This window comes from Ruegeria sp. CDSC079 (assembly GCF_059610505.1).
Genome location: NZ_JBXWNT010000001.1, coordinates 376555 through 402810, shown reverse-complemented (window position 1 = coordinate 402810; position 26256 = coordinate 376555). Strand labels below are relative to the sequence as shown.

The following is a 26256-nucleotide window of genomic DNA, read 5'->3' as shown; positions in this document are numbered from 1 at the left end:
CCAGTTTAGGATATTCGAGCGGAAAGGAACCCACAGGATGACACAGGCGCTGCGGCTTGGAATTGCGGGCTTGGGAACTGTTGGTGTGGGTGTCGTCAGGATCGTGCGCCGCCATGCCGACCTGCTGCAGGCACGAACGGGTCGTCCCATCCAGATCACAGCGGTTTCCGCGCGTGACGCTGGCAAGGATCGCGGTGTGAACCTGTCGGATTATGCTTGGGAAACTGACCCTGTCGCATTGGCGCAGCGCGACGATATTGATGTTTTTGTTGAACTGATGGGCGGGGAAAACGGACCTGCCAAAGCCTCGGTCGAAGCGGCGCTAGCCAGTGGTAAGGATGTCGTCACCGCCAACAAGGCCCTGTTGGCCATTCACGGTCAGGAACTGGCCGAAATGGCCGAAGCCGCGGGCCGTGTGATCCGCTTCGAAGCGGCCGTGGCTGGCGGCATTCCAGTGATCAAATCCCTGACCGAAGGACTTGCGGGTAACGAAATCACCCGCGTCATGGGGGTGATGAATGGCACATGCAACTATATCCTGACCCGGATGCAATCGCAGCGGCAGGGATATAACGCCCTGTTCGACGAATGCGCGCAGCTGGGTTACCTTGAAGCCGATCCAAATCTGGATGTGGGCGGGATAGACGCCGCCCATAAACTGGCGCTGCTTGCCTCAATCGCATTCGGCACCAAACCGAATTTCGACGGGATCGAGATCGAAGGCATTCAGCAGATCAGTCTGGATGACATCGACCAGGCCCATGACATGGGATACCGGATCAAACTGTTGGGCGTGGCTCAGCGCACGGCACGGGGGCTTGAACAGCGGATGCAGCCGTGTCTGGTGCCCAGTGACTCGCCCCTGGGCCAGCTTGAAGGCGGCACCAATATGGTGGTGATCGAAGGCGACGCGGTCGAGCAGGTTGTTCTGCGTGGCCCCGGAGCTGGCGAAGGGCCAACGGCCAGCGCGGTGATGGGCGATGTCTGCGATCTGGCACGTGGGCTTCAGATTCCGACCTTCGGCCGCCCTGCCAGTTCGTTGCAGGACGCAGTGCCAGCGCTGACTGGCCGCCCTGCCCCCTATTATCTGCGTCTGGGTCTGCTGGACAAACCCGGCGCCTTGGCCAAAATTGCGGCCATCCTGGGCGATGCCGGGGTCTCGATTGATCGCATGCGCCAATACGCCCATGCGGAAAGCACCGCGCCGGTTCTGATAGTTACCCACAAAACCACCCGTGCCACGCTGGATGTCGCCTTGCTGGGCCTGCACGAGACCGATGTTGTTTCGGGCACACCGGTTGCTTTGCGGATTGAAGAGGTTTGACCCTTGCGGCCTGCACGATACGCAGGCTATGCCGGACAAGACGCCGATACTGACCTGAGGATAGTGAAAATGAGTGCTGCCAAGATCGATTTCAATGACCGCCTGTTGTCTCTGGGCCTGGCGCGGGTTGCGGAACAGGCTGCGCTTGCTTCGGCGTCGCTGGTTGGACGGGGCGATGAAAAGGCCGCTGACCAGGCTGCTGTGAATGCCATGCGCGAACAGTTGAACCTGCTGGATATCGCCGGTGTTGTCGTGATCGGTGAAGGCGAGCGCGACGAAGCGCCGATGCTGTACATTGGCGAAGAGGTCGGGTCCGGCAATGGTCCCGGCGTCGACATCGCGTTGGACCCGCTGGAAGGCACCACGCTGACCGCCAAGGACATGCCCAACGCGTTAACTGTGATAGCAATGGGCCCGCGCGGATCAATGCTGCATGCACCGGACGTTTATATGGACAAACTGGCCGTTGGCCCGGGTTTCCCTGAAGGCGTTGTCAGCCTGGACATGAGCCCGCGCGAACGTGTGGAAGCACTGGCCAAGGCCAAGGATTGCGAGCCTGCCGACATTACCGTCTGCATTCTGGAACGCCCTCGGCATGAGGCTATGATTGCCGAGGTTCGCGAAACCGGTGCATCTATCCGCCTGATCACCGATGGTGATGTTGCTGGCGTCATGCACTGCGCCGAAAGCGAAGTCACCGGGATCGACATGTATATGGGCCAAGGCGGCGCACCCGAAGGTGTTCTGGCCGCCGCAGCGCTGAAATGTATGGGCGGGCAGATCTTTGGTCGCCTGCTGTTTCGCAATGATGACGAACGCGGCCGCGCAGCCAAAGCGGGCATCACCGATCTGGACCGCATCTATTCGCGCGATGAGATGGTAACCGCCGATGTGATCTTTGCCGCAACCGGCGTCACCGGCGGCTCTTTGCTGCCGCGTATCAAGCGCGAGCCGGGTTGGGTTGAAACCACCACTCTGCTGATGCGGTCGAAAACCGGGTCGGTTCGGCGTATGTCCTACCGCACGCCGACGTGGTCGCATAGCGACGGCTAAGTTCTTGCGCCTGACCATCGTGCAGGGCTATCCATAGAAATGATAAGGCCGGGTCCGCGAGGGTCCGGCCTTGGCACATCAGGGGCAGGACATGAGCTTTCTTGGGGTTGAACATTCACTGTCAGCACGTCGCTGGGTCGGCCCCTCGGCGGATGTAGAGCGCGCGACCGAGATGCTGGTACAACAAGCCGGATTGCCTCGGGCCGTCTGCCAGGTTCTGGCCCGGCGCGGTGTTCCGGCAATGGAAGCTCCGGGATTTCTAGAACCCAAACTGAAAGAGCTGTTGCCCGATCCGCGCGCGATGAAAGACATGGAAACCGCTGCAACGCGATTTCTGACTGCGGTCCGTCTAAAGCAGCGCATTGCGATCTTTGCCGATTATGACGTGGATGGCGGCAGCTCGGCTGCTCTGCTACTCACGTGGTTGCGTCAGATGGGCCTGCAGGCGACGCTCTATGTGCCTGACCGGATTGATGAGGGCTATGGCCCCAATGTCCCGGCGATGCAGGAACTGGCCGCCGCGCATGATCTGATTATCTGCGTCGATTGCGGAACCCTCAGCCATGAACCCATCGCCGCCGCAAAGGGGGCCGATGTCATCGTCCTGGACCATCACCTTGGTGGTGAAACTTTGCCCGATTGCGTGGCCGTGGTGAACCCGAACAGACAGGACGAAAGCGGCGATCTCGGCTATTTCTGCGCCGCCGCTGTCGTGTTCCTGATGCTGGTCGAGGCTGGACGGCAGTTGCGCGAAGCGGGTACAAAAGGGCCTGACCTGATTGCAATGCTGGACCTTGTGGCGCTGGCCACAGTGGCGGACGTGGCCCCGTTGATCGGTGCAAACCGTGCGCTTGTGCGTCAGGGGCTGAAGGTCATGGCGCAACGACAAAGACCGGGGTTGGTGGCGCTGTCGGATGTGGCGCGGATGGATTCCGCGCCCAACAGCTATCATCTGGGGTTCATGCTGGGCCCGCGCGTCAACGCAGGGGGTCGGATCGGTCAGGCCGATCTGGGTGCCCGGCTGCTCAGCACCGATTCAACCCATGAAGCAGAGGCTCTGTCCCAACGGCTGGACGAGTTGAACACCGAGCGGCGCGATATTGAAAATGCGGTTCGGGCAGCCGCCATGGAACAGGCCGAAGAACGGGGCCTTGATGCGCCCTTGGTCTGGGCGGCCGGGGAAGGCTGGCATCCGGGCGTTGTCGGCATCGTCGCGTCGCGCCTCAAAGAAACCGCCAACCGCCCGGCCATCGTCATCGGTCTGGACGGGGATGAGGGCAAAGGATCGGGCCGATCAGTGACCGGTGTCGATCTGGGTGCCTCGATTCAGCGGCTGGCGGCGGAAGGTCTGTTGGTCAAGGGCGGCGGCCACAAGATGGCGGCTGGCCTGACGGTCATGCGTGATCAGCTGGAACCGGCGATGGAACGGCTCAGCGAATTGCTGGCAAAACAAGGGGCAGGTCAAACCGGCCCTGCTGACCTGAAACTGGAAGGCACACTTATGCCCGGCGCGGCCACTGTCGATCTGATTGAACAGATTGAAAAAGCAGGGCCTTTCGGCGCCAGTGCTCCGGCTCCGCGGTATGCCTTTCCGGACTTACAGGTGCGCTTTGCCAAGCGGGTCGGCGACTCCCATCTGAAGCTGTCGCTATCGGACGGGGTGGGTGCCGGGTTGGATGCCATTGCGTTTGGCGCCTTTGACGGACCAATGGGGGAACGGCTGACCAATCACGGCGGCGCGCGCTTTCATTTCGCCGGACGACTTGAGGTAAACACATGGGGTGGACGGCAAACCATACAACTCAGATTGGAAGATGCCGCCGAGGCGATCTAAGGCCGCATTCGCCACCGCCAAAAAACTTTCACAACCCTGCGTTTTTCGGCTTGCGGGGGTCAGAGTGAAACCGTAAAAGGCCCCCCACAAGCTAGCGTGGCCCGTTCGTCTATCGGTTAGGACGCCAGGTTTTCAACCTGGAAAGAGGGGTTCGATTCCCCTACGGGCTACCAGCTTGAATTTTCGCCTATTTTCCAGCGGGTTGGCCATAGCTAGCCGTGGAATTCCCAAGGCTAGCCAATGCGGCCCGTTCGTCTATCGGTTAGGACGCCAGGTTTTCAACCTGGAAAGAGGGGTTCGATTCCCCTACGGGCTACCATTTTTATTTAAAACAATATCTTAGCGGGCGGAATTAAGATTTCGCAACCTTCCCGTACATGCTGCATATTGAATTTGAAGAGGTCTCGCTGTTGCTCGCGATTCCTCATAGCGCTTGAACGAAGATCGCTGCCCTAGTTTGAGCGTGACTGCCACGTTTCGATTAGGAAAAGAGCCATCGAACCTGCAAGGTTTACGGCAAGTGCGGCATGTCTAGGCGCAGGTTTTACTTTCTTTCTACCACCACCGTGCGCGTCGCTGATTTTATTCCTAAGCTGTCCAAGGTTCTCCACAACTGACTGGCAACCTCCGAGTATTTTCTTAAAGGCGTCTTCAGAATGCTGAGACGGCGCAACATTTAATTCTTTAGCGACCGCACTGTACAGTTTCGGCAGATCCCATTTCTCTTCGTATTCAATGCTCGCGTCCTCGAGAATGTGTTTACAAACTTCTTCTAACAACGTCCTCGATGCTGTAATTGCCCCCTCAGGATCAGTCGCCCTTCTCTCCAGTGCCTTTTGCCATGCAAGACTGACAGCATCTGCATCGTATGAATGCACGCCGACTGTAAGAAGCCGGTCAGTTCCGGAGCGCCCAAACTCTAAGAATTCAAGAACTGGAGTAAACGTGTCGTTAATCATTTTTCGACGAGCCGCATATGCGCCGCTTCCTTCGTGGAAGTCTTTTAGGTGTGCCCAAAGACTGCCGCCATCCCGGCAAACTCGTATGTAGTCAGGGATCAATTTACGCGTTTCGGGGTCGTCACAAAGTTCAGCCCTAATCGAACTGTATGCTGCTCCTTCCAACCCACCGCCAGTTCCCAATGCCTCCACCATATCCTTCAAATAGAGAGTTCGTTCGAACAGGTTATCAGGCAAATCATCCATTCAAACTTTACTCAAAATTTCGTTCAGTTAAAATTTGGAACTTACAAATGGTTAGCCAAGTGAAGCAAAAACCTCAACGCAGAAACGCACGGTTAAGTTGACCAACCTTGGCATAACCCTATGGAAACAAATAATTTTGGCAATTCCCTACGGGCTATCATTTCATCACACTCCGAACTTTTCCTGACACAGGGCCTGCACCTGCGCCCAGACGGACTTGAATTCCGGCGTGTTTTCGGCGGCATAGTGGAAGTTCTTCATCAGCCCCGTGAGTTGAGTGAAGACCTGGCGCACCTCGGCCTTGTCGGCGAACTGCGCGGTGGATTGAGTGACGCCATAGACCAGTTTGAACGTCATCTTCTGACGCTCTAGCGGCACCGACGCATCCACCGGGTCAAAGGCATCCTGCTGCAGATAGACCATGTCGACAAACAGCGCCTTTTGCTGAGTCACAAAATCCTCGATCGTGACCCCTTCCTCGCCGGTCACCTGCATCATCTGGTCAACCTGTTCACCCCTTTCGATCAATGCCAGCAAGTCGCGCACTTTGCCCGTCCATCCGGCTTCGGCGTTGGTGTCGTACCAGTCCGAGAGCTGTTCCAGATAACGCGACCAGCTGAGCATCGGATCGACCGCAGGATAGAACCGCTTATAGGCGCGTTCGGACGACAGGCCGAGGAAACACTTCACCGTGGACAGCGTCGATTGCGTGACCGGTTCATCAAAGTTCCCACCTGCCGGTGACACGGTCCCGATCAGGGTCAGGCTGCCGGTGTCCCCATCATTGGTCTTCATCGCTCCGGCGCGTTCGTACAACCCCTTGATCGAGCTTTCGAGATAGGCGGGAAAGCCCTCTTCCCCCGGAATTTCTTCGAGCTTGCCGGAGGTCTCGCGCATGGCCTGAGCCCAGCGACTGGTACTGTCCGCGATCAGCAGCACATCATACCCCATCTGGCGGTAATACTCACCCAGAGTGATCCCGGTGAAGATCGACGCCTCGCGTGCAGCTACGGGCATCGAGGAGGTGTTGCAGATGATGATCGTCCGGTCCATCAGACTGCCGCCAGTGGTCGGGTCGGTCATCTTCGGGAATTCCGCAATCGTCTCGACAACCTCACCCGCGCGTTCACCACAGGCCACCACGATCACGATGTCCACCTTGGCGTTGCGTGCAATCAGGTTCTGCAGCACCGTCTTGCCTGCGCCGAACGGACCAGGAATACAGGCCGTCCCACCGCGGGCAATCGGAAAGAACGTGTCGATCAGGCGTTGAGAGGTCAGGACAGGTTCGGTCGGATAGAGCCGCTCGGACAAGGTGCGTTTCAGAACGTTTTCCGGCAAAGCCCGCCGTACCGGCCATTTCTGCGACAGGGTCAGCGTGTGCTCACCCCCCTGTGCATCTTCAAGCCGCGCCACGATATCATGGATCATGGCCGCACCCTTCTGAACCCAAATGACTTTGTAATCCCCAACCCAGTTAAAGGGCAGCATGATCTTATGGGTAAAATGCCCCTCGGGCACCGCCCCGATGCTGTCGCCTGCAGTGACCGTGTCGCCCACCTTGACCGATGGGGTAAACGACCACTTTGCCTGAGTGTCCAGCGGCGCCACGTCCGCCCCACGCGGCAGAAAGGTTCCGAATTCTGCCGCCACCTTGGCCAAAGGCGACTGCAAGCCGTCAAACACCTGCCCCAACAGCCCAGGACCAAGTTCGACCGAGAGCAGCTGCCCGGATTGTTCGACCGGGTCGCCCACGGCGACGCCATCAGTGCTTTCGTAAACCTGCACATCGGCAGTGTCGCCCCGCACCCGTAACACTTCGGCTTTCAGACGTTCCTGACGTCCACCGGGGCCGGGCCGCGTGGGCAGAATGAAAACGACCTCATTCTTGACCAGCTGTCCGGGATGGCCTGTGGCATCAGGGTTCGCCTGAATTTGTACCAGCCCTTCCTGTACCGAGACGACGCGGGCAGTAGAGGTCTGCGTGGCGGAGGTTGGGGCTGTCATGCGCTTACTCCCTCGAAATCCAAGTCGATCGCACTTGCCATGGCGTGTTGCGCCAGTTTCTCAAAGCGCGTTGCCGCGTCACGCGCATTGCTTTGCGCCCAGCGATCAAAAATATTCCAGATCAGAACATAAATCGCCACGGCTTCGAAATCGAACAGATGGCGCGCGGCGTAGCGTTTCAGTTGCTTATGGCTGACCGACAAAAGCAACCGTTCAAGCCCCAGGGGGTCATCGACATCCAGCAAGTGTTTGGCTTCTTTGATCCAGGGCATTGGGGTTTCCAGCCGAAAGGCAGGGTCGCCCCAGTTGGCCGGAATGTGTCGGCTCCAGCGTCCAACGCCATAGACGCCACTGGGTGCAGCACCCCCCTGTTTGCGCAGGCGCAGCGCGGCAACCGCCGTCCTCAAATCCATCCGTTCCATGAACAGCTTGCGCAAGGTCGGTTGTGGAATGTGCCGGAGCGCTTCTTTGCATCGCTCAATGGTCTGCGCATCCGTGACGTTCATATCGTAGTTGTTCCAGTTCAGAGCGTGTTCCATTACCTCCAGAACCCGCGCATCCGCTGGTGTCAGCACCCGCAATCGCCGGTCCAGCCTGAGCCGCGACAGCGGAGGTTGTTTGGCGATGAACAACCGTTCCGAGCCCGGCAGGCTGCTGATCAGCGCGATATAGGCGTCAGGGTCCGACATGTTACCGGATCACACCTTCCAAAACGGCACGAAAGCGCGGCTGCAAATGTTCCATCAACAACGAGGCGACTGCCTTATCGGTCAGATCCAGAACAACCCCCTGTTCATCAGCCCGGATGCGGATGCCATTCTGGGTGTCATCCGCGCTGTGCAGCTCAACCTGTTCCTTCAGCATTTCAGCCGTCAGTCCCAGAACGTAACGCGTCAGCTTTCCCGACTGAATATCATCGGCGTTCTGTTTGATGTCATCCTGAGTGGCGACCCTGGGGGGCAGTATGACCTGCGCGGGCCCTTCCAGTCTGGCGTCTGACGCGGCGCGACCGACGACCTCAAGGATCATTTGTTTCAGCAGTTCAGGATCAGTCATTTCTTGGGTGACCAGCCGTTCAACATCCTTGCGGAATCGATCTGTCAGACCGGCCTTCATTGTAAGCACCGCATCACGCATCGCTGTGTTCAGCGCCTCTTCTCCGGCTGTGCGATAATTATCCGCTTCGGCACGGGCCTTTTTCCGATACTCATCTACGTCGCGCTTGGCATCGGCAAGAATTTTGGCCGCCTCGGCTTTGGCATCAGCGCGCAGCTTGTCTGCATCGGCCTGACCGGCAGCCACGCCATCGCTGCGCAGCTTGTCGATCAGCGCATCCACCCCATGCGAAATCATCCCGTCCTGTGCCATCAGCTAATCCCCGCGCTGATGACCAAAGCAAAGACAAAGGCAAATACGCCAAAGCCCTCGATGATTGCAGCCGGCGCAAGTGCCAGGCCAAAAATCTCGGGCTTTTCCTTGGTTGCGTTAATCGCTGCAGCACAGGCCCTTCCCTGCCAGATGCCGCAATACATCAGGGCGATGCCCGACAGGATACCGATCCCGAACAGCCCGCCTGCATTTTCAGGCGTCACATCGCGGTTCAGCGTGAACATGATGACGATGCCGTAGATCACCATCGTCGATGGAAAGGCCGACACGCCGATAAACCGGCCATACCCGCCTTCGGTTTCCGTCATCGCTCCGATACTGGCCTGTCCAGCAATGGAACAGCCAATCGCGCTTGCTGCGGCGCCCAGCGCCATGGGGGCATAGATTCCCAACCAGCCCAATGTAAGTACAAGCTCATTCATTCCTGAACCTCCTTGCGGGCGAACGGGCGAAAGACGATGCCTTCATCCGGCAGGCCCCATTTAAAGAATTCGATGTAATTGAGACGTAATCCGTGAACGACGCCGCTCATCATGGCGAGCGCGAAATTGAGGATATGCCCGGCGATCAGGATCAACACTCCGAACAGAAGGCCCAGCCCTTTCAGGGACTGCATCACCGAGACCGCCAGATCGTTGAACGTGATCGCCAGCGAAGCCGAGGCCAGCCCCAGCGCAAACAGGCGCATGTAGCTAAGCACATCGCCAAAGGCCCCCATCGCCCCGGCCAACCCCTGCACGCCCTCTATCAGGCGCCACAGCCAGTCAGAGGGTTTGGCAATCTCGCGCTCGCTGGTGAACAGAAGGATCGCCAAGGCCCCAGCGATCATGATCGCGGCCCCCGGTGCAGTTGGTCCGCCTTTCATATAGCTCAGCCACAGTATGAACCCGCCGATCAACACCGCGATCCAGCCAAGATTGGCAACGGAACTGCGCCGCCCCCAAGACGCGCGCGCTGCAAGCGCATTCGCCAATATCAGGTGCAGAACACCGACCACGATTGAAATCAGCATCATCGAGTCGAAATTGTTCAGGTCCAACAGCTTGAGTTTCCCCCAGATCGTGCCCGAGGTCGGGGAAGCGCCAAAATAGCTTCCAACCAAAATCCCGTACAGGACCGTCGCGCCCGAGATGATCAGACCATAAAGCCGCCACGATCTTTTCGCCGGTGTATTGTCGAGACGTTTCCAGAAGGCCAACAGCCCCAGCAGGATAACCAGGCCATAGCCGGCATCCGCAACGATCATCGCAAAGAAGATCGCGAACGAGACGGACACGATTATGCTGGGGTCCCATTCTCGGTACCCAGGAACCTGATAGAACAGGGCAAGGTCTACTGCTGCACTGCGATTTTCCGGCTGCTCAAGCAGCGTCGGAGGCATCTCGTTCGGGCCCGGGTCTTCGATCAATACAGCGGCGTTCTGCGAATTGGCCATGTCCAGGACAGCCTCGACCTGATCGCTGGGCACCCAACCCTGTAGGGCAAACACTTCGCCTTCGTCGCGGACCTTTTGCGTGGCATGGGCCAGTTCGGCTGCGCTTTCGGCGGCGGCAAGATTACGCCGCATCAACGTCAGAAAACGGGTCTGCCCGATACGCTCGGCTTCCAGCGCCTCAATGGCGATTTCGGCCTCTTCCAGCTGAGCTTCAAGCTCGTGAATGGGCAACGAACCCGTATGGGTGCGCGGCACTGGAAGGATGTCGTCTTCGGGATCTTCCGGGGCGATCAGAACGGCGTAGAGAAACCGGTGATCCTCTTGCAGGATGGCCCAGGGCAACTGAAGCTCCGCCAGTGCATCGCGGTGCTTTAGCGGCAGTTGATAGAACCAAAGCCGGTTGCCTGCCAACACATCACTCGGCGGAAAATCCAGATCTCCCCACGGGCGCACCTGAGCGATCCGGTGGGCCAAAAAATCCCGGTGGTCGGTCATATCCCGTATGCGCTGCATCAAGTCCAGGACTTCACCGACGAACTGGTCCATATCAAAACCAGAATCGCGCCGAACCTGACGGCGCGTTTCCGACGATTCTTTCAAGAACCGCAATGCTTTATACGCATCTCGGGCTCCACGCTCGTTGATCCGCTCTGGCTCTGCCGGCGGCGGTGCCAAAGGTAAAACATGCATGCATCCCAATGTCTGCAGCGCGCCCAGAGTGTCCCCCTTGTTCGCGGCATGGCCGACCAAAGACAGTTTCTTCAGCCTTGCAACACTCATGCCGCAACCTCCTTCGCATGTTTGCGTTTGGAGATTTTCGAGCGCACAACGGATTGCATCTGTTCATCGCTCAGATAGATGCGGATTTTCTTGATGTTGGCCCTGGCGCGCGGGATCAACACCTTCTCGAACAGATTGACGCGCTGCGTGATCGTGGCGACTGATTTGTCAAAAATCCTGACCCTTTCTTCGGCCACTTTCACGCGCAATCGGGTTTCGATCATGTCATGCAACAAACGCGCCACTGCATCCACCCAATGTGGCTTGGCCAAAAGGGAATACGGACGTACCGCGACCTCGATTCGGTCCAGATCGGGCATGGTAACGCCAACCACGTTGACCTTCTTCAGCCGGTAATCCTTTAGTTCGACCAACCCTTCCAGGTCGACACCTTGTTGCGCCAGCATGGGCAGCTTTTCCCCGACCTGCTGTGCCAAGCGCGTCACCTCGTCCTGCAGGTGCTGCACATTTTTACGTGCCTTGGCCCGTTCAGCCATCAGTTGCTGACGCTTCAGGTCCAGAGACGGCAGGAACCGCTCATAGCTTTTCAGCTGCGTCTGCTCGCGCGCAAGCGACGATTTATTCAGCTGCAACCGCGCCATGTGCATCCTTTGGGAAGTATTTGTCGATCAGATCCTGCTTCATCAGCAACTGCTCGGGGGCAAAGCATTCAGCTAGTGTCTTCCATCCCAGATCTAGCGCATCCTCCAGCGGGATCGAGACGTTGATGTCCATAAAGCGTTTGCGGAACAAAGCGCCGAATTTCAGCAACTGGTTGTCATAATCCGATAGGTCAAACGCCATGGCCTGTTTCTGCGCGGCATCTCGGCTTTCGGAATAGAACCGGATCATCGTGTTCATGATCTGGCCGTGGTCTTCGCGTGTGGTTTTGCCGATTACATTCTGCTTGAGGCGCGACAAACTGCCGAACGGGTCGATCACCCCGGAATGCAAGTAAAACTGGCCTTCAGTGATATACCCGGTGTTGTCCGGCACCGGATGCGTCACGTCATTCCCGGGCATGGTTGTGACAGTCAGCACAGTAACCGATCCACCCTTGGCATAGTCGCAAGCTTTCTCATACCGTCGTGCCAGTTGCGAGTAGAGATCGCCCATATATCCACGCTGCGATGGGACGCGTTCCTGACTGATCCCAACCTCTTTCATCGCATCGGCATAGGCGGTCATATCCGTCAGCAGGACCAGAACACGCTTGCCCTCTTCCACAGCGAATTTCTCGGCAACGGCCAGCGCCATATCCGGCACCAGCAGGCGTTCGACCAACGGGTCCATGGCCTGATTGACGAACATCACGGTCCGCGAGAACACGCCCGCATCCTCGAACGAGGTTCTGAACGTGTGGTAGTCGTCAAAAATTAGCCCTAGCCCGCCAAACACAACAATATCCGCATCCGCCTGAATGCCGATGCGGCTGAGAAACGCGTTGAACGGCTCGCCGGATACCGAAAAAATTGGGATCTTCTGGCTTTCGACCAGCGTATTGAACACGTCGATCATCGGCACATCCGTGCGAATCATCTTGTTGGGAACCGACCGCTCAACCGGGTTCACCGTTGGTCCCCCAATGTCGATGCGCGGTTCGGCAGACAAGTCCGGACCGCCGTCAATCGCCTCGCCTGCGCCGTCAAACACCCGGCCCAGAATATTGGCCGAATACGGGGTTTGCATCGGATGACCAAGGAACGTTGCTGTCGCCTCGGTCGAAATCCCCTTGGTACCCGAGAACACTTGCAAGGTTATCACATCGCGGTCGATGAAGATGACTTGCGCCAGCGTTCTGTGCCCATCGACAGTTTCGATCACGGCCAGATCGTTGAAACGCACCGTCGCGTCAGCGGACCTGTCACTCGGAACTTTTATCTTTAGCGTATCCCCCACGATCTCGAGAACGCGGGTAAATCTCAGAAGACTTCGGGACATTGCTGATCCTCTTAGCCTGAAAACTTGATTGAACTCAAATCGTGCAGCAAACGGTCACAAAGGTCTGCTTTTCAAATCGACCCACATCACAGCGTCTGCCGAAAAACCATGCGCGCGACCCTGCATTCAAGGGGTCTGCGAACTGAAATTAATGGGCAAATGGTGCTTTAAAACATGATATAAATCAATTCATTTTCAGAAATTTATCCCGGCCATCACCTCAATTACTAAAAATTTAGTTTGACACGCAGGAGGCAAATCGCTGATGCTGATCGTCATCCGGTCTGCGCCGGATCACATTATCTTTGGGAGGAAACAGATGCGGAGACATCTACTTTCCGCAGTGGCGGCGGCTGCCGTCATTGCGGGGCACGGTCCCGTTTGGGCCGACGAAGCCGCAGCACAACGCTGGATCGACGACGAATTCCAGCCATCAACCCTGTCGAAAGACGAACAGATGGCCGAGATGCAATGGTTCATCGAAGCTGCACAGCCTTACAATGGCATGGAAATCAACGTCCTGTCCGAAGGCATCCCTACGCACTCTTACGAATCTGAGGTTCTGACCAAGGCGTTCGAAGAAATTACCGGCATCAAGGTCAATCACCAGATTCTGGGTGAAGGCGAAGTAGTTCAAGCCGTTCAAACCCAGCTGCAAACAGGTCGGAATCTGTATGACGGCTACGTGAACGACAGTGACCTAATCGGCACCCACTCGCGTCTGCAGTTGGCGTATCCGCTGACCGACATGATGGGTGGCGACTGGGCGGGCACGACCTCTCCGACGCTGGATCTGGATGACTTCATGGGCATTCAGTTCACCACCGGTCCGGATGGCAAGCTGTATCAGCTGCCTGATCAGCAGTTTGCGAACCTCTACTGGTTCCGCAAGGACTGGTTCGACGATGAGGCAAACAAAGCCGCGTTCAAAGAGAAGTACGGCTATGATCTGGGCGTTCCGGTCAACTGGTCCGCTTACGAAGACATCGCCGATTTCTTTACCAACGATGTGAAAGAAGTCGACGGTACCGCGATCTATGGCCACATGGATTACGGCAAGCGCGCGCCTGACCTTGGCTGGCGTATGACCGACGCTTGGCTGTCGATGGCTGGTGCTGGCGACAAGGGTGAGCCGAACGGTATCCCCGTTGACGAATGGGGCATCCGCATGGAAGCGGGCACCTGTAACCCTGTTGGCGCATCTGTGTCGCGCGGTGGCGCTGCAAACGGTCCGGCTGCGGTCTATGCGATCCGCAAATGGGACGAATGGCTGCGCAACTATGCGCCTCCAGGTGCCGCGTCTTATGACTTCTACCAGTCGCTGCCGGCGCTTAGCCAAGGCAACGTGGCCCAGCAAATCTTCTGGTACACCGCCTTTACCGCCGACATGGTGAAGCCGAAGTCCGAAGGCAACAACACCGTCGACGACGAAGGCACACCGCTTTGGCGGATGGCGCCGAGCCCGCATGGCCCCTATTGGGAAGATGGTCAGAAGGTTGGGTATCAGGACGTGGGATCCTGGACTTTCCTGAAGTCGACCCCTGCGGATCGTGCTCAGGCGGCTTGGCTGTATGCCCAGTTCGTGACATCCAAGACGGTCGACGTGAAGAAGTCCCATGTGGGTCTGACTTTCATTCGCGACAGCTCGGTCAACCACGAGTCGTTCACCGAACGCGCGCCCAAGCTGGGTGGTTTGGTCGAGTTCTATCGCTCACCTGACCGCGTGGCATGGTCCCCGACCGGCATCAACGTGCCGGATTATCCAAAGCTGGCCCAGATCTGGTGGCAGCAGATCGGTGACGTGAACTCGGGTGCCTTCACTCCGCAAGAAGCGATGGATCGTCTGGCCGAAGAGATGGACATCACAATGGGCCGGATGCAGGCCGCGGATGAAAGCGCCGGTGTCTACGGCGGTTGTGGTCCGCGCTTGAACGAGCCGCAGGATGCGTCCTTCTGGCTGGAAAAGCCGGGTTCGCCAAAAGCCAAGCTGGAGAACGAAAAGCCGCAAGGCCAGACCGTCAACTATGACGAACTGGTTCAGCGCTGGCAGTCCCAGTAAGCGTAAACTCGTAGGCCGGGCTCAGACCCGGCCTACCCCCAAATACCCCCAGAGAACACCAGATGATCGAACTTCAAGACGCGACCAAACGGGTCGGCAACGTCATCCATATCAAACCCACGAATCTGACGCTGCAAACAGGCCATTTCAATGTGTTACTGGGTGCCACCGGTTCCGGGAAAACATCACTGATCAAGATGATGGCTGGACTGGATCCGATCGCCACAGGCAAAGTCCTGATGGACGGTCAGGACGTGACTCGGCTGAATACGCAGAAGCGTAAGATCAGTCTGGTGCACCAGTTTTTCGTCAATTACCCCCATATGAGCGTTTTCGACAACATTGCCTCGCCCCTGCGCGTGGCAGGCATGGCGAAAAGCGAAATCGAAGGCCGCGTCGAAGAGGCCGCTGATCTGCTGCAACTGCGTCCGATGCTGCAGCGCCGCCCGCACGAGCTGTCGGGTGGGCAACAACAACGCACCGCTTTGGCCCGCGCGATTGCCAAGGAAAGCCGGGCCGTGTTCCTTGATGAACCCCTTGCCAATCTGGACTACAAACTGCGCGAAGAGCTACGCGAGCAACTTCCTGATCTTTTTGCCGGACGCGGGGCCGTAGTGGTCTATGCGACATCAGAACCGGAAGAAGCATTGCTGCTCGGTGGTCATACCGCTCTGATGGCAGACGGCCGGGTCACCCAATTTGGGCCAACCGCTGATATCTACCGCAATCCGGAAAACATCGCTGCCGCACGTGTGTTCTCGGATCCGCCCATCAACGTCGCGCATATCACCGTCTCGGGTGCGCAGGCGCAACTTGCAGGGGGCGGTGGATGGGCCGTCACCGGCATCGCAGACGGTGAATACACAGTAGCGGTACGCCCGCATCGCGTGACGCCATTCCGCACATCGGACGCAGATGTAGAATTGACCGGGCGTGTGATCGTGACCGAGCTATCCGGATCTGACTCCAGTGCGCATTTCCAACATGGGAACGACGCATGGGTTTCATTGGCGGCGGGCGTACATCCCTATCAGGTTGGCGAAGACCATAGTTTCTATATGAATCCGGCCCATTGCCGGTATTTCGGCCAAGACGGCAAAAGGGTGGCCTGACATGGCACAGATCAAGCTTTCAAACCTTCGACACAGCTATTTGCCATCGCCGCAAGGCCCCGAGGATTATGCGCTGAAGGAAATCGACGTCACTTGGCGCGATGGTGGGGCCTATGCGCTGCTGGGGCCATCGGGCTGCGGCAAGTCTACGCTGCTGAACATCATCTCGGGCCTGCTGACACCCTCCGAGGGGCAGATCCTGTTTGATGACCGCGACGTGACCGCCCTGCCCCCTGATCAGCGCAACATTGCGCAGGTTTTTCAGTTTCCAGTGATCTACGACACGATGACCGTAGGCGAGAACCTAGCCTTTCCTCTGAAAAACCGGGGCGTTGACGCGGCAACCATCAAGCGGCGTGTTGATGAGATTTCCGAAATGCTGGATGTCACAGATATGCTGGGCACCAAAGCCTCTGGCCTGAGCCCGGATAACAAGCAAAAAATCTCGATGGGGCGCGGACTGGTGCGCGATGACGTGAATGCGGTGATGTTTGATGAGCCGCTGACCGTGATCGACCCGCATCTGAAATGGAAACTGCGTTCCAAGCTGAAAGAGCTGCACCAGCGCGTAAAAGCCACAATGATCTACGTCACCCACGACCAGACCGAGGCGTTGACTTTTGCTGATGAAGTCGTGGTCATGCAGGATGGTGAAGTGGTTCAGATTGGTACGCCGGTTGAACTGTTCGAGCGGCCTCAGCATACATTCGTTGGTCACTTTATCGGCTCGCCCGGCATGAATGTCTTGCCCTGCGAGACCAAGGGCGATCGCGCTATTTTCGAAGGGCATGAGGTGGCCTTGGAAGGTCCGACCCATGGTGAAGGTGGTCGCACCGATCTGGGAATACGCCCGGAATATGTAGGCTTCGGCCAATCCGGCATACCGGCACATGTCACCAAAGTGGCCGATATCGGGCGCCATTACGTGGTCAGTGCGATGGTTGGGAACACACCGATCAAGGCCGTCACCGAACACAATGCGCCTGAACAAGGCTCGATGGTCTTTCTGCAACTCAAACCCGAGCAGTCCCGCGTCTATCGCGACGGCTGGATCGCAACGCAGGAGCGGGCCCAATGAGAACAATAAACCAAAGAGCATGGTTCTTTGTCCTGCCGGTTCTGGCACTGGTCGCGTTCAACGCGCTGGTGCCAATGATGACGGTGGTCAACTACTCGGTGCAGGAGACCTTCGGCAATAACCAGTTCTTCTGGGAAGGGCTGGGATGGTTCGAACAAATCCTGCGCTCCGACCGCTTTCAGGCCGCTTTGGGGCGACAGTTCCTGTTTACCTTCATGATCCTGATCATCGAGGTGCCGCTGGGCATCATTGTTGCCCTGTCGATGCCGCGCAAAGGCTTTTGGGTGCCGGTCTGTCTGGTGCTGATGGCTCTGCCGATGCTCATCCCCTGGAACGTAGTCGGCTCGATGTGGAACATCTTTACCCTGCCAAAAATCGGCCTGCTGGGGTATTTTCTGAATGACGTGCTGGGCATCAATTATGACATGACACAGCAACCATTGTCGGCCTGGATCACTGTCATCATCATGGATGTCTGGCACTGGACTTCGCTGGTGGTTCTACTGTGCTATGCGGGTCTGGTTTCGATCCCGGACGCCTATTATCAGGCGGCCAAGATCGACGGTGCCAGCCCGTGGTCAGTGTTCCGGTATATCCAGTTACCCAAGATGAAGACGGTTCTGACAATCGCCATCCTGCTGCGGTTCATGGACAGTTTCAACATCTACACCGAACCCTTCGTTTTGACTGGCGGGGGTCCCGGAAACTCGACCACCTTACTGTCGATCGATCTTGTAAAGATCGCACTGGGACAGTTCGACCTTGGCCCTGCGGCTGCGATGAGCTTGATCTATTTCGCCATCACACTGCTGGTCTCATGGGTCTTCTACACTCTGATGACAAAGGATGACGCCGAATGAAAAAGCGCTCCCTCATCCCGATCCTCTATATCGCGTTCCTGATGTTGCCGATCTATTGGCTAGTGGCGATGTCCTTCAAGACCACGAACGAGATCCTGTCGGGCTTTTCTCTGTTCCCGCAGACCTTTACGCTGGAAAATTACATCACGATCTTCACAGACCCGACGTGGTATTGGGGCTACATCAACTCGATCACCTATGTGACGTTGAACACGGTGCTTTCCGTCTGTGTCGCCCTACCAGCGGCCTATGCGTTCTCACGCTATCGGTTCCTAGGGGACAAGCAGTTGTTCTTCTGGCTGCTGACCAACCGGATGGCACCGGCTGCGGTGTTCGCCTTGCCGTTCTTTCAGCTCTATTCGTCAATTCAGTTGTTTGACACCTATCTGGCGGTGGCGCTGGCGCATACGCTGTTTAACGTGCCGCTAGCGGTGTGGATTTTGGAAGGGTTCATGCGTGGCATCCCGAAGGAGTTGGACGAAACCGCTTATGTGGACGGGTATTCCTTTCCGCGCTTTTTCGTCACGATATTCCTGCCAAATATCAAAGCGGGCGTAGGCGTCGCGGCATTCTTCTGCTTCATGTTCTCATGGGTCGAAATGCTGTTGGCCAAGACTCTGACAGCGGTCGAGGCCAAACCCATCGCGGCCGTAATGACCCGAACCGCGTCCAGCGCCGGGTACGAATTGGGCCTGCTGGCCGCCGCCGGGACGCTGACCATCATCCCCGGCGCCATCGTCATCTGGTTTGTCCGCAACTACATCGCGCGTGGTTTCGCGATGGGGCGTGTATGAGGTTCGATATGCGTAAACTGCTTTTGATCCCCTTTCTGATCCCCGGTTCGGCCTTGGCGCAAGCACAGGCCGGGTGGGGAAGTGTGGGTCAGCCCGAAGAAAAAGAGTTTTCCTGGACTGCGCCCTTGTGGCCGGATTTCTGGATGGCGTGGACACCGGCGACCCTGGCCGTATTTGTCGGCATCTTTTCAGCCATCGCGCTGATCGGTCTGCTGGAAGGGTTTAAATACCGCGACGGGATTGAACGGCGCGGCGTTCTGGGCTTGACCACCACATTGGGCGACCGTCTGTTCATCACATTGCTTGGGGCAGCTTACATTTTTCTGGCCTGGTTAGGGCTAGTCGGGCAACCGGTCTGGACACCGCTGTTCCTGTCCATCGGCTGGGGCGTTTTCGTGTTCTGGAAAGTTTAAGCTTTGCGAAACCATCAAAGGATGCTTGTCTGTCAGGCACAGGTAAAATGACGGCACTGGGATCAATGCGAAAGAAAAAGACGACAAACCTGCTGACCGAGGTCGAACTGGAGTTCATGAACGAACTCTGGGCTCTGGGTCAGGGCTCGGTGCGTGATGTACTGGACCGGCTGCCACCAGATCGGAACCTGGCCTATACGTCAGGGGCCACAATCCTTCGCATTCTTGACGAAAAAGGCTTTGTAGAAAGTCGCAAAAACGGCAAGACCCTAAGTTATACGCCGCTTCTGGAGAAGGATAGGTATCAGGCGCGTTCACTGCAGAACCTGTCACGAACCCTGTTCGATGACACACCAGCCACGCTGGTTGCACGGTTGGTAGATGACGCTGGTCTGAGCGAGGCAGATCTTGAGGATATTCGGGCACTGGTAGAGAGGAGACTGCAAAATGACAGCGGTTAAACCGGTTCTCGACGCATTTCTCGAACTGAATCTGGTTCTTGCGCTAGCGGCTATTGTATGGATCGCGGCAAGATACGTGGTTTCAATGACGCAGATGCGACACGGGTTTGTTGCACAGCTGCGCGCATTGAAAATTCTGTGTCTTTGCGTCCTGCTCAGCCCCCTTTTGGCAATCGGGGCTGGTTTGGTCATGGCGATGTATTCCGTTGAAAGCGGGGTCGCCATTGGGGATCTTGCGGTTGCCGCCTATCTGCGTGGCGATATCGCCATGCCCGCCACCCAGTTCGAGGCCCTGCTAAATACCCGGCAAAGGTGGATCGAACAGACCCTTTCAGGCGAAAACCCGATTATATCGGCAATCTTGGTGGTAATGGCGCTCTATTCTGCGGTCTGCATCCTGCGCATTATCCGTGACGGGTTGGCAATCCGAGGCATTGTTCGCTCCAGCTATCTGTGGCGAAGCTCGGAAAAGGTCGATATCCGCCTGTCCGACCGGGTCACAGTCCCCTTCGCCGTTCGCGGTTTGTGGCGCAGGCATGTGGTATTGCCCAGCCATCTGCTCAACACCCCCAGCGATATGCGGTTTGCCCTTGCACACGAGCTGCAACATGTCAGGGCTGCCGATGTTGAATGGGAACTGGGGTTCGAGCTTTTGCGGCCGTTCCTGTTCTGGAACCCGGCATATCTGATTCTCAAGTTTCAATTCGATCGGCTGCGCGAGCTGGCCTGTGATCAATCCGTCGTTTCGCGCCGTGGAATCAACGCGGTCGAATACACGTCCTGCCTGCTGAACTATTGCTCCAATTCAGTAATGCGCGGCAGCCCGCGTGTATTGAATGTGGCTTTGGTTAAAGGGGGCAAGGCCAAACGCGTCTTGCGTCAACGTGTGATTGCCCTGGCAGATGCCCCTGCAATCCAACCCACAATGCCCCCTCTGTTCTTTGCCTTAAGCGCGGCTTTTGCTGTGACATTGGCGTTAGGCGCTGCGTCATTGCAGCCTGTAGACGACTGGAGCCATGACAGGTTGATGTTGTCGACCGTTGTGAACCTTGAACGGTTGGAAGCCCGCAATCAGGGCAACTAACCCTTATTCGGGGAAATATTCTCGAAGGATCTGCAGCGCGACGCACATTCTTGCAGCGAAGCCAATCCGCGTTTGCAGAAGAAAGAAATCGCAGGTTGCTTGGTGAAACAGGCTGAGTGGCGGTGCTGTCAGGCAAATTCGAACCAGTCTCAGTCTAGCTCAGAAAGCTGAAAATTAGGCGAAACTAAACTGGCTCCACGCCGAAAGAGCGGCAGTTCAACTGAGCTTGAACTTGTCGTGTGAGTAAAGCTGCCGTTCATGATTGAAGTGACTATGGACGGAAGTGTCGTCTGCGGCAAAATTTTGCAAACATCACATTTGCCGGAGGCAGAGCATCGCACGTTCTTTTCGCCGACGGAAGATGGGAATACTCAGCAAGATTGTTCTTCCAACGGCCAGTTTCTTGCCTAGAGGCATTACCTATGACTTTCATCGCCGCGTCGTAAGAGTGCAATTTGTCAGTGACGACGAAACCTGGCTGGCCGTATCGTTTCATCGCTTTCTTCAAGTGTAAAAGGGCCGCAACACGATCCCGGCGCTTCGTGAAATAGATTTCCAGCACCTCGCCTTCATGGTCGGCTACCCGCCACAGGTGATATTGCTTGCCGTTGATCTTCAGCAATAACCATATTTTGATGCCGCTACCAGTTCGCGAAACATCGCATCCGATTTATGCGTTTTCGGCTAATTTCTGCGGCACAGATAGGGCCAAACCTATTCAACCAGAATCGAACGTGCACGATGACTGCTAGACGAATGATCTCAGGGTTGGTTTTGAAGCAGCAAAAAAGTGAGCGTTTTTGTCATCAAGCGAAGCTACGAAACTGCCCTGCCTGTCTCAAGCCAATTTCCCCTGCACCACCCGTTCAAATGTTCAGGGCTTGCGGATCGAATGGCACAAGAATCTCCTGATTTTCTGTACCTCGGATCAAAAGTTGGTTTCCCAGAGTTTCAACTGCAATCACCCTGGCTCCACTACGCCAACGAAGCGCCCCGATGACATGTGTAACCTCAACTTGGCGATCGGGGTTTAGATGAATGACGCCGTGATCGTTCGGGAAACTGTTTTCGACATTTCCCAGGATGGGCGAAGCGGCCCCCTCCTCAACCCCAAGGCAGGCGAAGTGGCGGCTCGACCAAGGAGCATAATATCGACCACCGTTCGAATGCCACAACATCGTCATCGGCAAAGCCTGAGCCGATTTAAGCGACAGGAACATGTCGCCCTCCACGGGGCGAGTTACCGCGGTCCAACCCAATTTCTCATCAGGCGAATCCAATCCAACAACAAAGTCTTCACTCTGTGGAGACCATGGGTAGTTTGACAGATTCACTTCGCGGTCTTTCCCAGGAAAAGACGCCAACGTTTGGCTTTCAGCCGGATATCTAAGCGCTGAATAGCCTAAGGCCGGATCAACTTCCTGTTCAACCTTAGGCGTTCTCCAACACTGCTTTCGAGAGGTATGAATGATCCCGCCATTGGGCAAGGATACATTTGCGTGATTTGCAACCGGCATCGTGCCGTCGCCACCAATGAAAGTGTGACGCTGGTAGACGAATGGATGCTCAGGATGCAGTGTAATCTCTTTTTGCAGCCTAGCTCCATAAACCGTTCTGTCGAGCTCAGCGCGCAAATAGCTGTCGGTCTTTTCTTCTAGTCTCCAACGAGAGTTAGCTGGCCACCCATGCAGCGGCGATGTCCCCTCAGTTGACCCGAATGGGGCGCAGAAGAAATCACCGCCGAGTTTTTCCAAATGAGGTGCTATACCTTCGGGCATAACTTCGTCTGTGCCGACCCAAGGTGCGCGATGTAGTGGTGAAATCTCAGCGTTACCGTCGTACACACTGAAACTCTCGATCAACCCCAACTGCAAATCGAATGAAAGCCGGATGCCTGTTGCGGACAGCTCGATCACAAACCACTCCTAGCCCAAAAAATCATTCCACCAATACCATGACGCGACCATTTCCTACTCTGGTTTCGTAGGTGCGAAGATCTTCGCATACGGGCGCCCTCAAAGCTTTGCCCGTGCGATAGTCGAATAGCCCATTATGCTTGGGGCACTCTATCTCGTTGTCCATCACCAGCCCGTCCGATAAGTGCACTTGTTCGTGTGTACAGAGGCCGTCGGTGCAATAGAACTCATTGTCCAAACTGCGAACAATCAAGTAGGTTCTACCGTCGTGGTCCCAACGAATGAGATCTTCTTCCTCAACATCGTCTACGGCGCATGCGTCAACCCAAGGCATTACGTTCCTCCTCGATCACCGATTTCTAACCCCGTGTTTCTCTCCGGAACTGCCAAATGAAAATGTTCCCGATATGGGCGGGCCGTCGGCGGGAGAGACTTTCGTATGGCGTAACTCGGGTCAACACGCTGCTTCATGACAGAACCCATCATATCTTTGTAGCCGTCCCAAATCGAAGTATTCGGCGGCGGCAGATCATCCTTGATCAGATCATGAAGCGCTGGAAGAGAGTAATACGGAACCATCGGGAACATGTGATGCTCAATATGGTAATTCATGTTCCAGTAAACCCAACGGCTTATCGGGTTCATATAAAGTGTACGTGAATTTAAACGGTGATCAAGAACGTTCTCCGCAAGCCCTCCATGCTGAAGCAACCCCGTCATTACAAAATGCCAACACCCATAGACCCGAGGACCTCCGATCAAGAGTATGGGGATCAGGGATTTCCATGCGGCCCCGGAGACAAGCAAAACAAATGAAATCAACAAAACAGCGGCGTAGATCGCAATGTGAATCCGCGCCCAAAGGACCGCTTTGGGCCATTGGCTTTCCGGAATGTAATCCTGCTCTTCTTGCGACAAGTTCCCCATGGCATTTCGCATTAGAACTTTGAGTGAAGTCCAGGTCTCAAAAATCCCTACAAATGCAAGCGCCTTCAGGATCAGGCTGATCGGGTGCATCCACGCTATTTCCGGATCGCGGCCAACAATGAGTGTATCGGTGTGATGCCGCGCATGGCTCCAGCGCCAATTGACCGGGTTTCGCATAATCTGGAAGGACGCGATGTGGTACACGACGTCGTTCATCCATCGGGTTCGAAAGGCTGTTCCGTGTCCGCATTCGTGCCAACGGCTGTCGCAGGCCGAACCATACACGACACCGTATGCAAACCAGAAAGGCACGCAAAGCCAGCTACCCCAGAAGTACAGCCCGCCAGCCGCAAATACAAAGTGCAAAGCGATCCAAATCACTGTGTCACGAATGGCCGGCGCATCCCTGCGCTTCATAAGCGATTTCAGCTTCTTACGAGGAACATCGCTGTGGTACCACTCTGCGGCCGACAGACCGTTTTCTATCGCTTGACGCGTATTCGCACCAGTCAGGGAATAATCCCGAACAGTGAGTTCAGAGCCAATGGGTATGGTCGACTTACTCATTTCCCCTTTCTCCATCGCTCACAGCGCCACCCGCTTCTTCGTTGACTATAGCAAAGGCGCCTGAATTTTGACTTCGCTAATTGGGCGGCGCAGAGCTCGCCCGTGTTACAAGCTCTACGGGGAGCGCTGATTTCATTGGAAGCGCTTTGCCAGTGTTCGCCAACTGGCCCAGCAAAACCTCTGCCGCACGGCGTCCCAGTTGGTGTCGGTCCTGTCGGATTGTTGTCAGAGCCGGAACATAAGATCCTGACATTTCGATATCGTCGAAACCAACAACCGAAATGTCACCGGGCACCTTCAACCCACCCGCGACCAGCCCAGAAATCAACCCAAAGGCAACCATATCCGCAGCGCAGAACACCGCTGTTGGGCGCTCATCCATCGCAAGTATTCGTCTGGCGGCCTCATGTCCGGATTCCAGCGAGAAGTCTCCCCTGATAATCCACTCGGGCCGCGCTGGAAGCCCCAAGCGTGTCCGTTCTTCGACCACGCCCTTACGCCGAGCGGTCGTCAGAACATTCCCGTCGGGACCGGTAACATGCGCGATTTTTTTGTGGCCCAAATCATGCAGGTGCCTGATCGCCAATCGCGCACCTTCGGCGTTGTCGCTGGAAATCACCGGAAAGGCCTCGCCTTCCACCCATTCACACAAAAATACTATGCGGTCGCCGGCGCCGTATGTGACGCATTGCTGAAGTGCGGTCGAAGGAATGCCACCATCCAAAGAAATTGCGCCATCTATCCGGCCGTCTCGAAAGTACCCGGCAAGAGTTTCTTCCTGCAGCGGATTACTTTCGGTATCGGCAATCAGAACTGCATAGTCCGAGCCCGCAAACCCCTCACTGATACCGGCAAGTATGCCCGAATAGAAAGGTTTGCCGAGGTTGGGAACAAGGATCAGTACGGCCCCCGCCCTTTTCATCCGCAGGTTTCGGGCCGCCTGATTAACGCGATATCCCGTCTCGCGAATAGCATCCAAAACAGCAACACGTGTTGATTTTGACACCAGATCGGGATTGGACAGAGCTCGACTGACAGTGGCTGTCGACACCTGCGAAACACGTGCGACGTCCTGTATTGTGGCGGGTTTGGGTATCTTGCTCATTGCTTGGCAGTCGATTTCTGGCTTGACTCGAATCTCATGTGATGCCGATTATGTAATCGATTACACAATTTGGAAAGTAGGTATTTTCCAAAATGTAATCGTTTGCAGTAACGATTTCTCCAAACGAGGGAACCTGATGGCATCCGAATTCAAACGCAACAAAAGCCGGGTTCTTTGATGGTTTCGAAGGTGACATTCGACTTTGCCGGGGCAAAGGTCCTGGTGATCGGTGCCAGCCGAGCCGGCATTGGTGCCGCTATTGCAAGAGAATTCCAGGACTCGGGTGCCACAGTGGAGATTACCGGTGTGGAACCGCAATGCGTCGAAGAGGACGCCGCCCGGTTTGACTACATTCAACTGGATGTAACCAACACCGAGGAAGTCTACAATTTTGCAGGTGAGCGGGACCATATTGACGTCTTGGTAAACTGTGCGGCGGTGACTCGACGCGGTGAAGAAATGGCACCTGAGTTCTTTTCCCACGTGCTGGACGTAAATCTGACCGGGTCTTTTCGCTGCGCCGAAGCGCTGCACCCTGCCCTTTCGGTCGCGAAAGGGCGCGTCATAAATGTGGCCTCCATGTATGCGCGCTTTGGTTCACCGCTCAACCCAGCCTATGGCGCGTCAAAAGCCGGCGTGGAACAACTAACAAAATCACTGGCGATTGCGTGGGCCAAAGACGGTATTCGGGTGAACGCGATCGCGCCCGGGTTCATCGTGACCGAGCAATCGGCGAAAGCCCGAAAAGACGCCAGTTTCTCAACAGCTGTAGAAGCACGCACACCCTTGGCACGCTGGGGTCACCCAGAAGATATCGCTGGAACAGCCTTGTTTCTCGCATCCGATGCGGCAGCCTTTGTGACCGGTACCTGCGTGATCGTGGACGGAGGGTATTCGGTTGTTTGACAGGAG

The 26256-nt window shown here is 56.3% G+C and carries 24 protein-coding genes, 2 tRNA genes and 1 pseudogene; 14 read left to right on the top strand and 13 right to left on the bottom strand.

The features are described from left to right. Positions 1-37 precede the first annotated feature (37 nt). From AC2FIC_RS02060 to AC2FIC_RS02040, 5 genes are all read left to right on the top strand, one after another. Positions 38-1324: a homoserine dehydrogenase gene (locus AC2FIC_RS02060; RefSeq protein WP_282027476.1), complete on the top strand. Its 1287-nt coding sequence runs from the start codon at positions 38-40 to the stop codon at positions 1322-1324. 69 nt (positions 1325-1393) lie between these two features. Next, the gene (gene glpX / locus AC2FIC_RS02055) at positions 1394-2377 is read left to right on the top strand and encodes a class II fructose-bisphosphatase (protein ID WP_271946243.1); all 984 of its coding nucleotides are present in this window, start codon (positions 1394-1396) and stop codon (positions 2375-2377) included. Between the two features lie 91 nt (positions 2378-2468). Next, positions 2469-4211: a single-stranded-DNA-specific exonuclease RecJ gene (gene recJ / locus AC2FIC_RS02050; RefSeq protein ID WP_496690806.1), complete on the top strand. Its 1743-nt coding sequence runs from the start codon at positions 2469-2471 to the stop codon at positions 4209-4211. A gap of 98 nt (positions 4212-4309) precedes the next feature. Beyond that, positions 4310-4384: transfer RNA gene (locus AC2FIC_RS02045), tRNA-Glu, on the top strand. Positions 4385-4455: 71 nt separating this feature from the next. Further along, positions 4456-4530, top strand: a tRNA-Glu gene (locus AC2FIC_RS02040). A 133-nt stretch (positions 4531-4663) separates the two neighbouring features. On the opposite strand, the gene AC2FIC_RS02035 is transcribed toward AC2FIC_RS02040, so the two are convergent. The 8 genes from AC2FIC_RS02035 to AC2FIC_RS02000 form a co-directional block, all read right to left on the bottom strand. After that, the gene (locus AC2FIC_RS02035) at positions 4664-5416 is read right to left on the bottom strand and encodes an abortive infection family protein (RefSeq protein WP_496690807.1); all 753 of its coding nucleotides are present in this window, start codon (positions 5414-5416) and stop codon (positions 4664-4666) included. Between the two features lie 165 nt (positions 5417-5581). After that, entirely contained in the window at positions 5582-7423 is a 1842-nt protein-coding gene (locus tag AC2FIC_RS02030) for a V-type ATP synthase subunit A (protein WP_496690808.1), read from the bottom strand. Continuing rightward, the gene (locus tag AC2FIC_RS02025) at positions 7420-8112 is read right to left on the bottom strand and encodes a hypothetical protein (RefSeq protein ID WP_496690809.1); all 693 of its coding nucleotides are present in this window, start codon (positions 8110-8112) and stop codon (positions 7420-7422) included. The genes AC2FIC_RS02030 and AC2FIC_RS02025 overlap by 4 nt, the downstream gene beginning before the upstream one ends. Position 8113: 1 nt before the next feature. Beyond that, positions 8114-8791 (bottom strand): hypothetical protein, encoded by a 678-nt coding sequence (locus AC2FIC_RS02020; RefSeq protein ID WP_142634693.1) that lies wholly within the window; start codon positions 8789-8791, stop codon positions 8114-8116. Then, positions 8791-9234, bottom strand: a complete 444-nt coding sequence (locus AC2FIC_RS02015) for an ATP synthase subunit C (RefSeq protein ID WP_281972343.1) — start codon at positions 9232-9234, stop codon at positions 8791-8793. Before AC2FIC_RS02015 ends, AC2FIC_RS02020 begins: the two co-directional genes overlap by 1 nt. After that, complete coding sequence (locus AC2FIC_RS02010) at positions 9231-11027, bottom strand: V-type ATP synthase subunit I (protein WP_496690810.1); 1797 nt, start codon at positions 11025-11027, stop codon at positions 9231-9233. The genes AC2FIC_RS02015 and AC2FIC_RS02010 overlap by 4 nt, the downstream gene beginning before the upstream one ends. Further along, on the bottom strand, positions 11024-11629 hold the full coding sequence (locus AC2FIC_RS02005) for a V-type ATP synthase subunit D (RefSeq protein WP_496690811.1): 606 nt from the start codon (positions 11627-11629) through the stop codon (positions 11024-11026). Before AC2FIC_RS02005 ends, AC2FIC_RS02010 begins: the two co-directional genes overlap by 4 nt. Further along, positions 11607-12968: a V-type ATP synthase subunit B gene (locus AC2FIC_RS02000; protein WP_496677311.1), complete on the bottom strand. Its 1362-nt coding sequence runs from the start codon at positions 12966-12968 to the stop codon at positions 11607-11609. The genes AC2FIC_RS02005 and AC2FIC_RS02000 overlap by 23 nt, the downstream gene beginning before the upstream one ends. A gap of 319 nt (positions 12969-13287) precedes the next feature. Between AC2FIC_RS02000 and AC2FIC_RS01995 the strand changes: the two genes are divergently transcribed. The 8 genes from AC2FIC_RS01995 (at position 13288) to AC2FIC_RS01960 (ending at position 20829) form a co-directional block, all read left to right on the top strand. After that, complete coding sequence (locus AC2FIC_RS01995; protein ID WP_271946219.1) at positions 13288-15027, top strand: ABC transporter substrate-binding protein; 1740 nt, start codon at positions 13288-13290, stop codon at positions 15025-15027. A 62-nt stretch (positions 15028-15089) separates the two neighbouring features. Next, positions 15090-16139: an ABC transporter ATP-binding protein gene (locus tag AC2FIC_RS01990; protein ID WP_496690812.1), complete on the top strand. Its 1050-nt coding sequence runs from the start codon at positions 15090-15092 to the stop codon at positions 16137-16139. 1 nt (position 16140) lies between these two features. Beyond that, the gene (locus AC2FIC_RS01985; protein WP_496690813.1) at positions 16141-17217 is read left to right on the top strand and encodes an ABC transporter ATP-binding protein; all 1077 of its coding nucleotides are present in this window, start codon (positions 16141-16143) and stop codon (positions 17215-17217) included. Next, complete coding sequence (locus AC2FIC_RS01980) at positions 17214-18077, top strand: carbohydrate ABC transporter permease (protein WP_142634709.1); 864 nt, start codon at positions 17214-17216, stop codon at positions 18075-18077. Before AC2FIC_RS01985 ends, AC2FIC_RS01980 begins: the two co-directional genes overlap by 4 nt. Next, positions 18074-18871: a carbohydrate ABC transporter permease gene (locus AC2FIC_RS01975; RefSeq protein ID WP_142634711.1), complete on the top strand. Its 798-nt coding sequence runs from the start codon at positions 18074-18076 to the stop codon at positions 18869-18871. Before AC2FIC_RS01980 ends, AC2FIC_RS01975 begins: the two co-directional genes overlap by 4 nt. Positions 18872-18879: 8 nt before the next feature. Continuing rightward, on the top strand, positions 18880-19284 hold the full coding sequence (locus AC2FIC_RS01970; protein WP_142634713.1) for a DUF2160 domain-containing protein: 405 nt from the start codon (positions 18880-18882) through the stop codon (positions 19282-19284). Positions 19285-19349: 65 nt separating this feature from the next. After that, positions 19350-19745 carry a BlaI/MecI/CopY family transcriptional regulator gene (locus AC2FIC_RS01965; RefSeq protein WP_142634715.1) on the top strand — a complete coding sequence of 132 codons (396 nt, stop codon included), beginning with the start codon at positions 19350-19352 and terminating at the stop codon, positions 19743-19745. Continuing rightward, complete coding sequence (locus AC2FIC_RS01960) at positions 19732-20829, top strand: M56 family metallopeptidase (RefSeq protein ID WP_496690814.1); 1098 nt, start codon at positions 19732-19734, stop codon at positions 20827-20829. The genes AC2FIC_RS01965 and AC2FIC_RS01960 overlap by 14 nt, the downstream gene beginning before the upstream one ends. Before the next feature lie 216 nt (positions 20830-21045). Here AC2FIC_RS01960 and AC2FIC_RS01955 read toward each other — a convergent pair. From AC2FIC_RS01955 to AC2FIC_RS01935, 5 genes and pseudogenes are all read right to left on the bottom strand, one after another. Then, positions 21046-21590 (bottom strand): annotated as a pseudogene (locus AC2FIC_RS01955) (DDE-type integrase/transposase/recombinase). Between the two features lie 105 nt (positions 21591-21695). After that, entirely contained in the window at positions 21696-22745 is a 1050-nt protein-coding gene (locus tag AC2FIC_RS01950; RefSeq protein ID WP_496690815.1) for a hypothetical protein, read from the bottom strand. A 22-nt stretch (positions 22746-22767) separates the two neighbouring features. After that, entirely contained in the window at positions 22768-23079 is a 312-nt protein-coding gene (locus AC2FIC_RS01945; RefSeq protein WP_271946204.1) for a MocE family 2Fe-2S type ferredoxin, read from the bottom strand. Continuing rightward, on the bottom strand, positions 23079-24239 hold the full coding sequence (locus AC2FIC_RS01940; RefSeq protein ID WP_496690816.1) for a fatty acid desaturase family protein: 1161 nt from the start codon (positions 24237-24239) through the stop codon (positions 23079-23081). Before AC2FIC_RS01940 ends, AC2FIC_RS01945 begins: the two co-directional genes overlap by 1 nt. 76 nt (positions 24240-24315) lie before the next feature. Further along, positions 24316-25344: a LacI family DNA-binding transcriptional regulator gene (locus AC2FIC_RS01935; RefSeq protein ID WP_496690817.1), complete on the bottom strand. Its 1029-nt coding sequence runs from the start codon at positions 25342-25344 to the stop codon at positions 24316-24318. 177 nt (positions 25345-25521) lie between these two features. Between AC2FIC_RS01935 and AC2FIC_RS01930 the strand changes: the two genes are divergently transcribed. Further along, positions 25522-26250 carry an SDR family NAD(P)-dependent oxidoreductase gene (locus AC2FIC_RS01930; RefSeq protein ID WP_496690818.1) on the top strand — a complete coding sequence of 243 codons (729 nt, stop codon included), beginning with the start codon at positions 25522-25524 and terminating at the stop codon, positions 26248-26250. The last annotated feature ends 6 nt before the right edge of the window (positions 26251-26256 follow it).

Excerpts from the sequence above, each read along its gene's own strand:
- AC2FIC_RS02060 (WP_282027476.1), top strand. The coding sequence starts at position 38 with ATGACACAGGCGCTGCGGCTTGGAATTGCGGGCTTGGGAACTGTTGGT.
- glpX (WP_271946243.1), top strand. The coding sequence starts at position 1,394 with ATGAGTGCTGCCAAGATCGATTTCAATGACCGCCTGTTGTCTCTGGGC.
- recJ (WP_496690806.1), top strand. The coding sequence starts at position 2,469 with ATGAGCTTTCTTGGGGTTGAACATTCACTGTCAGCACGTCGCTGGGTC.
- AC2FIC_RS02035 (WP_496690807.1), bottom strand. The coding sequence starts at position 5,416 with ATGGATGATTTGCCTGATAACCTGTTCGAACGAACTCTCTATTTGAAG.
- AC2FIC_RS02030 (WP_496690808.1), bottom strand. The coding sequence starts at position 7,423 with ATGACAGCCCCAACCTCCGCCACGCAGACCTCTACTGCCCGCGTCGTC.
- AC2FIC_RS02025 (WP_496690809.1), bottom strand. The coding sequence starts at position 8,112 with ATGTCGGACCCTGACGCCTATATCGCGCTGATCAGCAGCCTGCCGGGC.
- AC2FIC_RS02020 (WP_142634693.1), bottom strand. The coding sequence starts at position 8,791 with ATGGCACAGGACGGGATGATTTCGCATGGGGTGGATGCGCTGATCGAC.
- AC2FIC_RS02015 (WP_281972343.1), bottom strand. The coding sequence starts at position 9,234 with ATGAATGAGCTTGTACTTACATTGGGCTGGTTGGGAATCTATGCCCCC.
- AC2FIC_RS02010 (WP_496690810.1), bottom strand. The coding sequence starts at position 11,027 with ATGAGTGTTGCAAGGCTGAAGAAACTGTCTTTGGTCGGCCATGCCGCG.
- AC2FIC_RS02005 (WP_496690811.1), bottom strand. The coding sequence starts at position 11,629 with ATGGCGCGGTTGCAGCTGAATAAATCGTCGCTTGCGCGCGAGCAGACG.
- AC2FIC_RS02000 (WP_496677311.1), bottom strand. The coding sequence starts at position 12,968 with ATGTCCCGAAGTCTTCTGAGATTTACCCGCGTTCTCGAGATCGTGGGG.
- AC2FIC_RS01995 (WP_271946219.1), top strand. The coding sequence starts at position 13,288 with ATGCGGAGACATCTACTTTCCGCAGTGGCGGCGGCTGCCGTCATTGCG.
- AC2FIC_RS01990 (WP_496690812.1), top strand. The coding sequence starts at position 15,090 with ATGATCGAACTTCAAGACGCGACCAAACGGGTCGGCAACGTCATCCAT.
- AC2FIC_RS01985 (WP_496690813.1), top strand. The coding sequence starts at position 16,141 with ATGGCACAGATCAAGCTTTCAAACCTTCGACACAGCTATTTGCCATCG.
- AC2FIC_RS01980 (WP_142634709.1), top strand. The coding sequence starts at position 17,214 with ATGAGAACAATAAACCAAAGAGCATGGTTCTTTGTCCTGCCGGTTCTG.
- AC2FIC_RS01975 (WP_142634711.1), top strand. The coding sequence starts at position 18,074 with ATGAAAAAGCGCTCCCTCATCCCGATCCTCTATATCGCGTTCCTGATG.
- AC2FIC_RS01970 (WP_142634713.1), top strand. The coding sequence starts at position 18,880 with ATGCGTAAACTGCTTTTGATCCCCTTTCTGATCCCCGGTTCGGCCTTG.
- AC2FIC_RS01965 (WP_142634715.1), top strand. The coding sequence starts at position 19,350 with ATGCGAAAGAAAAAGACGACAAACCTGCTGACCGAGGTCGAACTGGAG.
- AC2FIC_RS01960 (WP_496690814.1), top strand. The coding sequence starts at position 19,732 with ATGACAGCGGTTAAACCGGTTCTCGACGCATTTCTCGAACTGAATCTG.
- AC2FIC_RS01945 (WP_271946204.1), bottom strand. The coding sequence starts at position 23,079 with ATGCCTTGGGTTGACGCATGCGCCGTAGACGATGTTGAGGAAGAAGAT.
- AC2FIC_RS01940 (WP_496690816.1), bottom strand. The coding sequence starts at position 24,239 with ATGAGTAAGTCGACCATACCCATTGGCTCTGAACTCACTGTTCGGGAT.
- AC2FIC_RS01935 (WP_496690817.1), bottom strand. The coding sequence starts at position 25,344 with ATGAGCAAGATACCCAAACCCGCCACAATACAGGACGTCGCACGTGTT.
- AC2FIC_RS01930 (WP_496690818.1), top strand. The coding sequence starts at position 25,522 with ATGGTTTCGAAGGTGACATTCGACTTTGCCGGGGCAAAGGTCCTGGTG.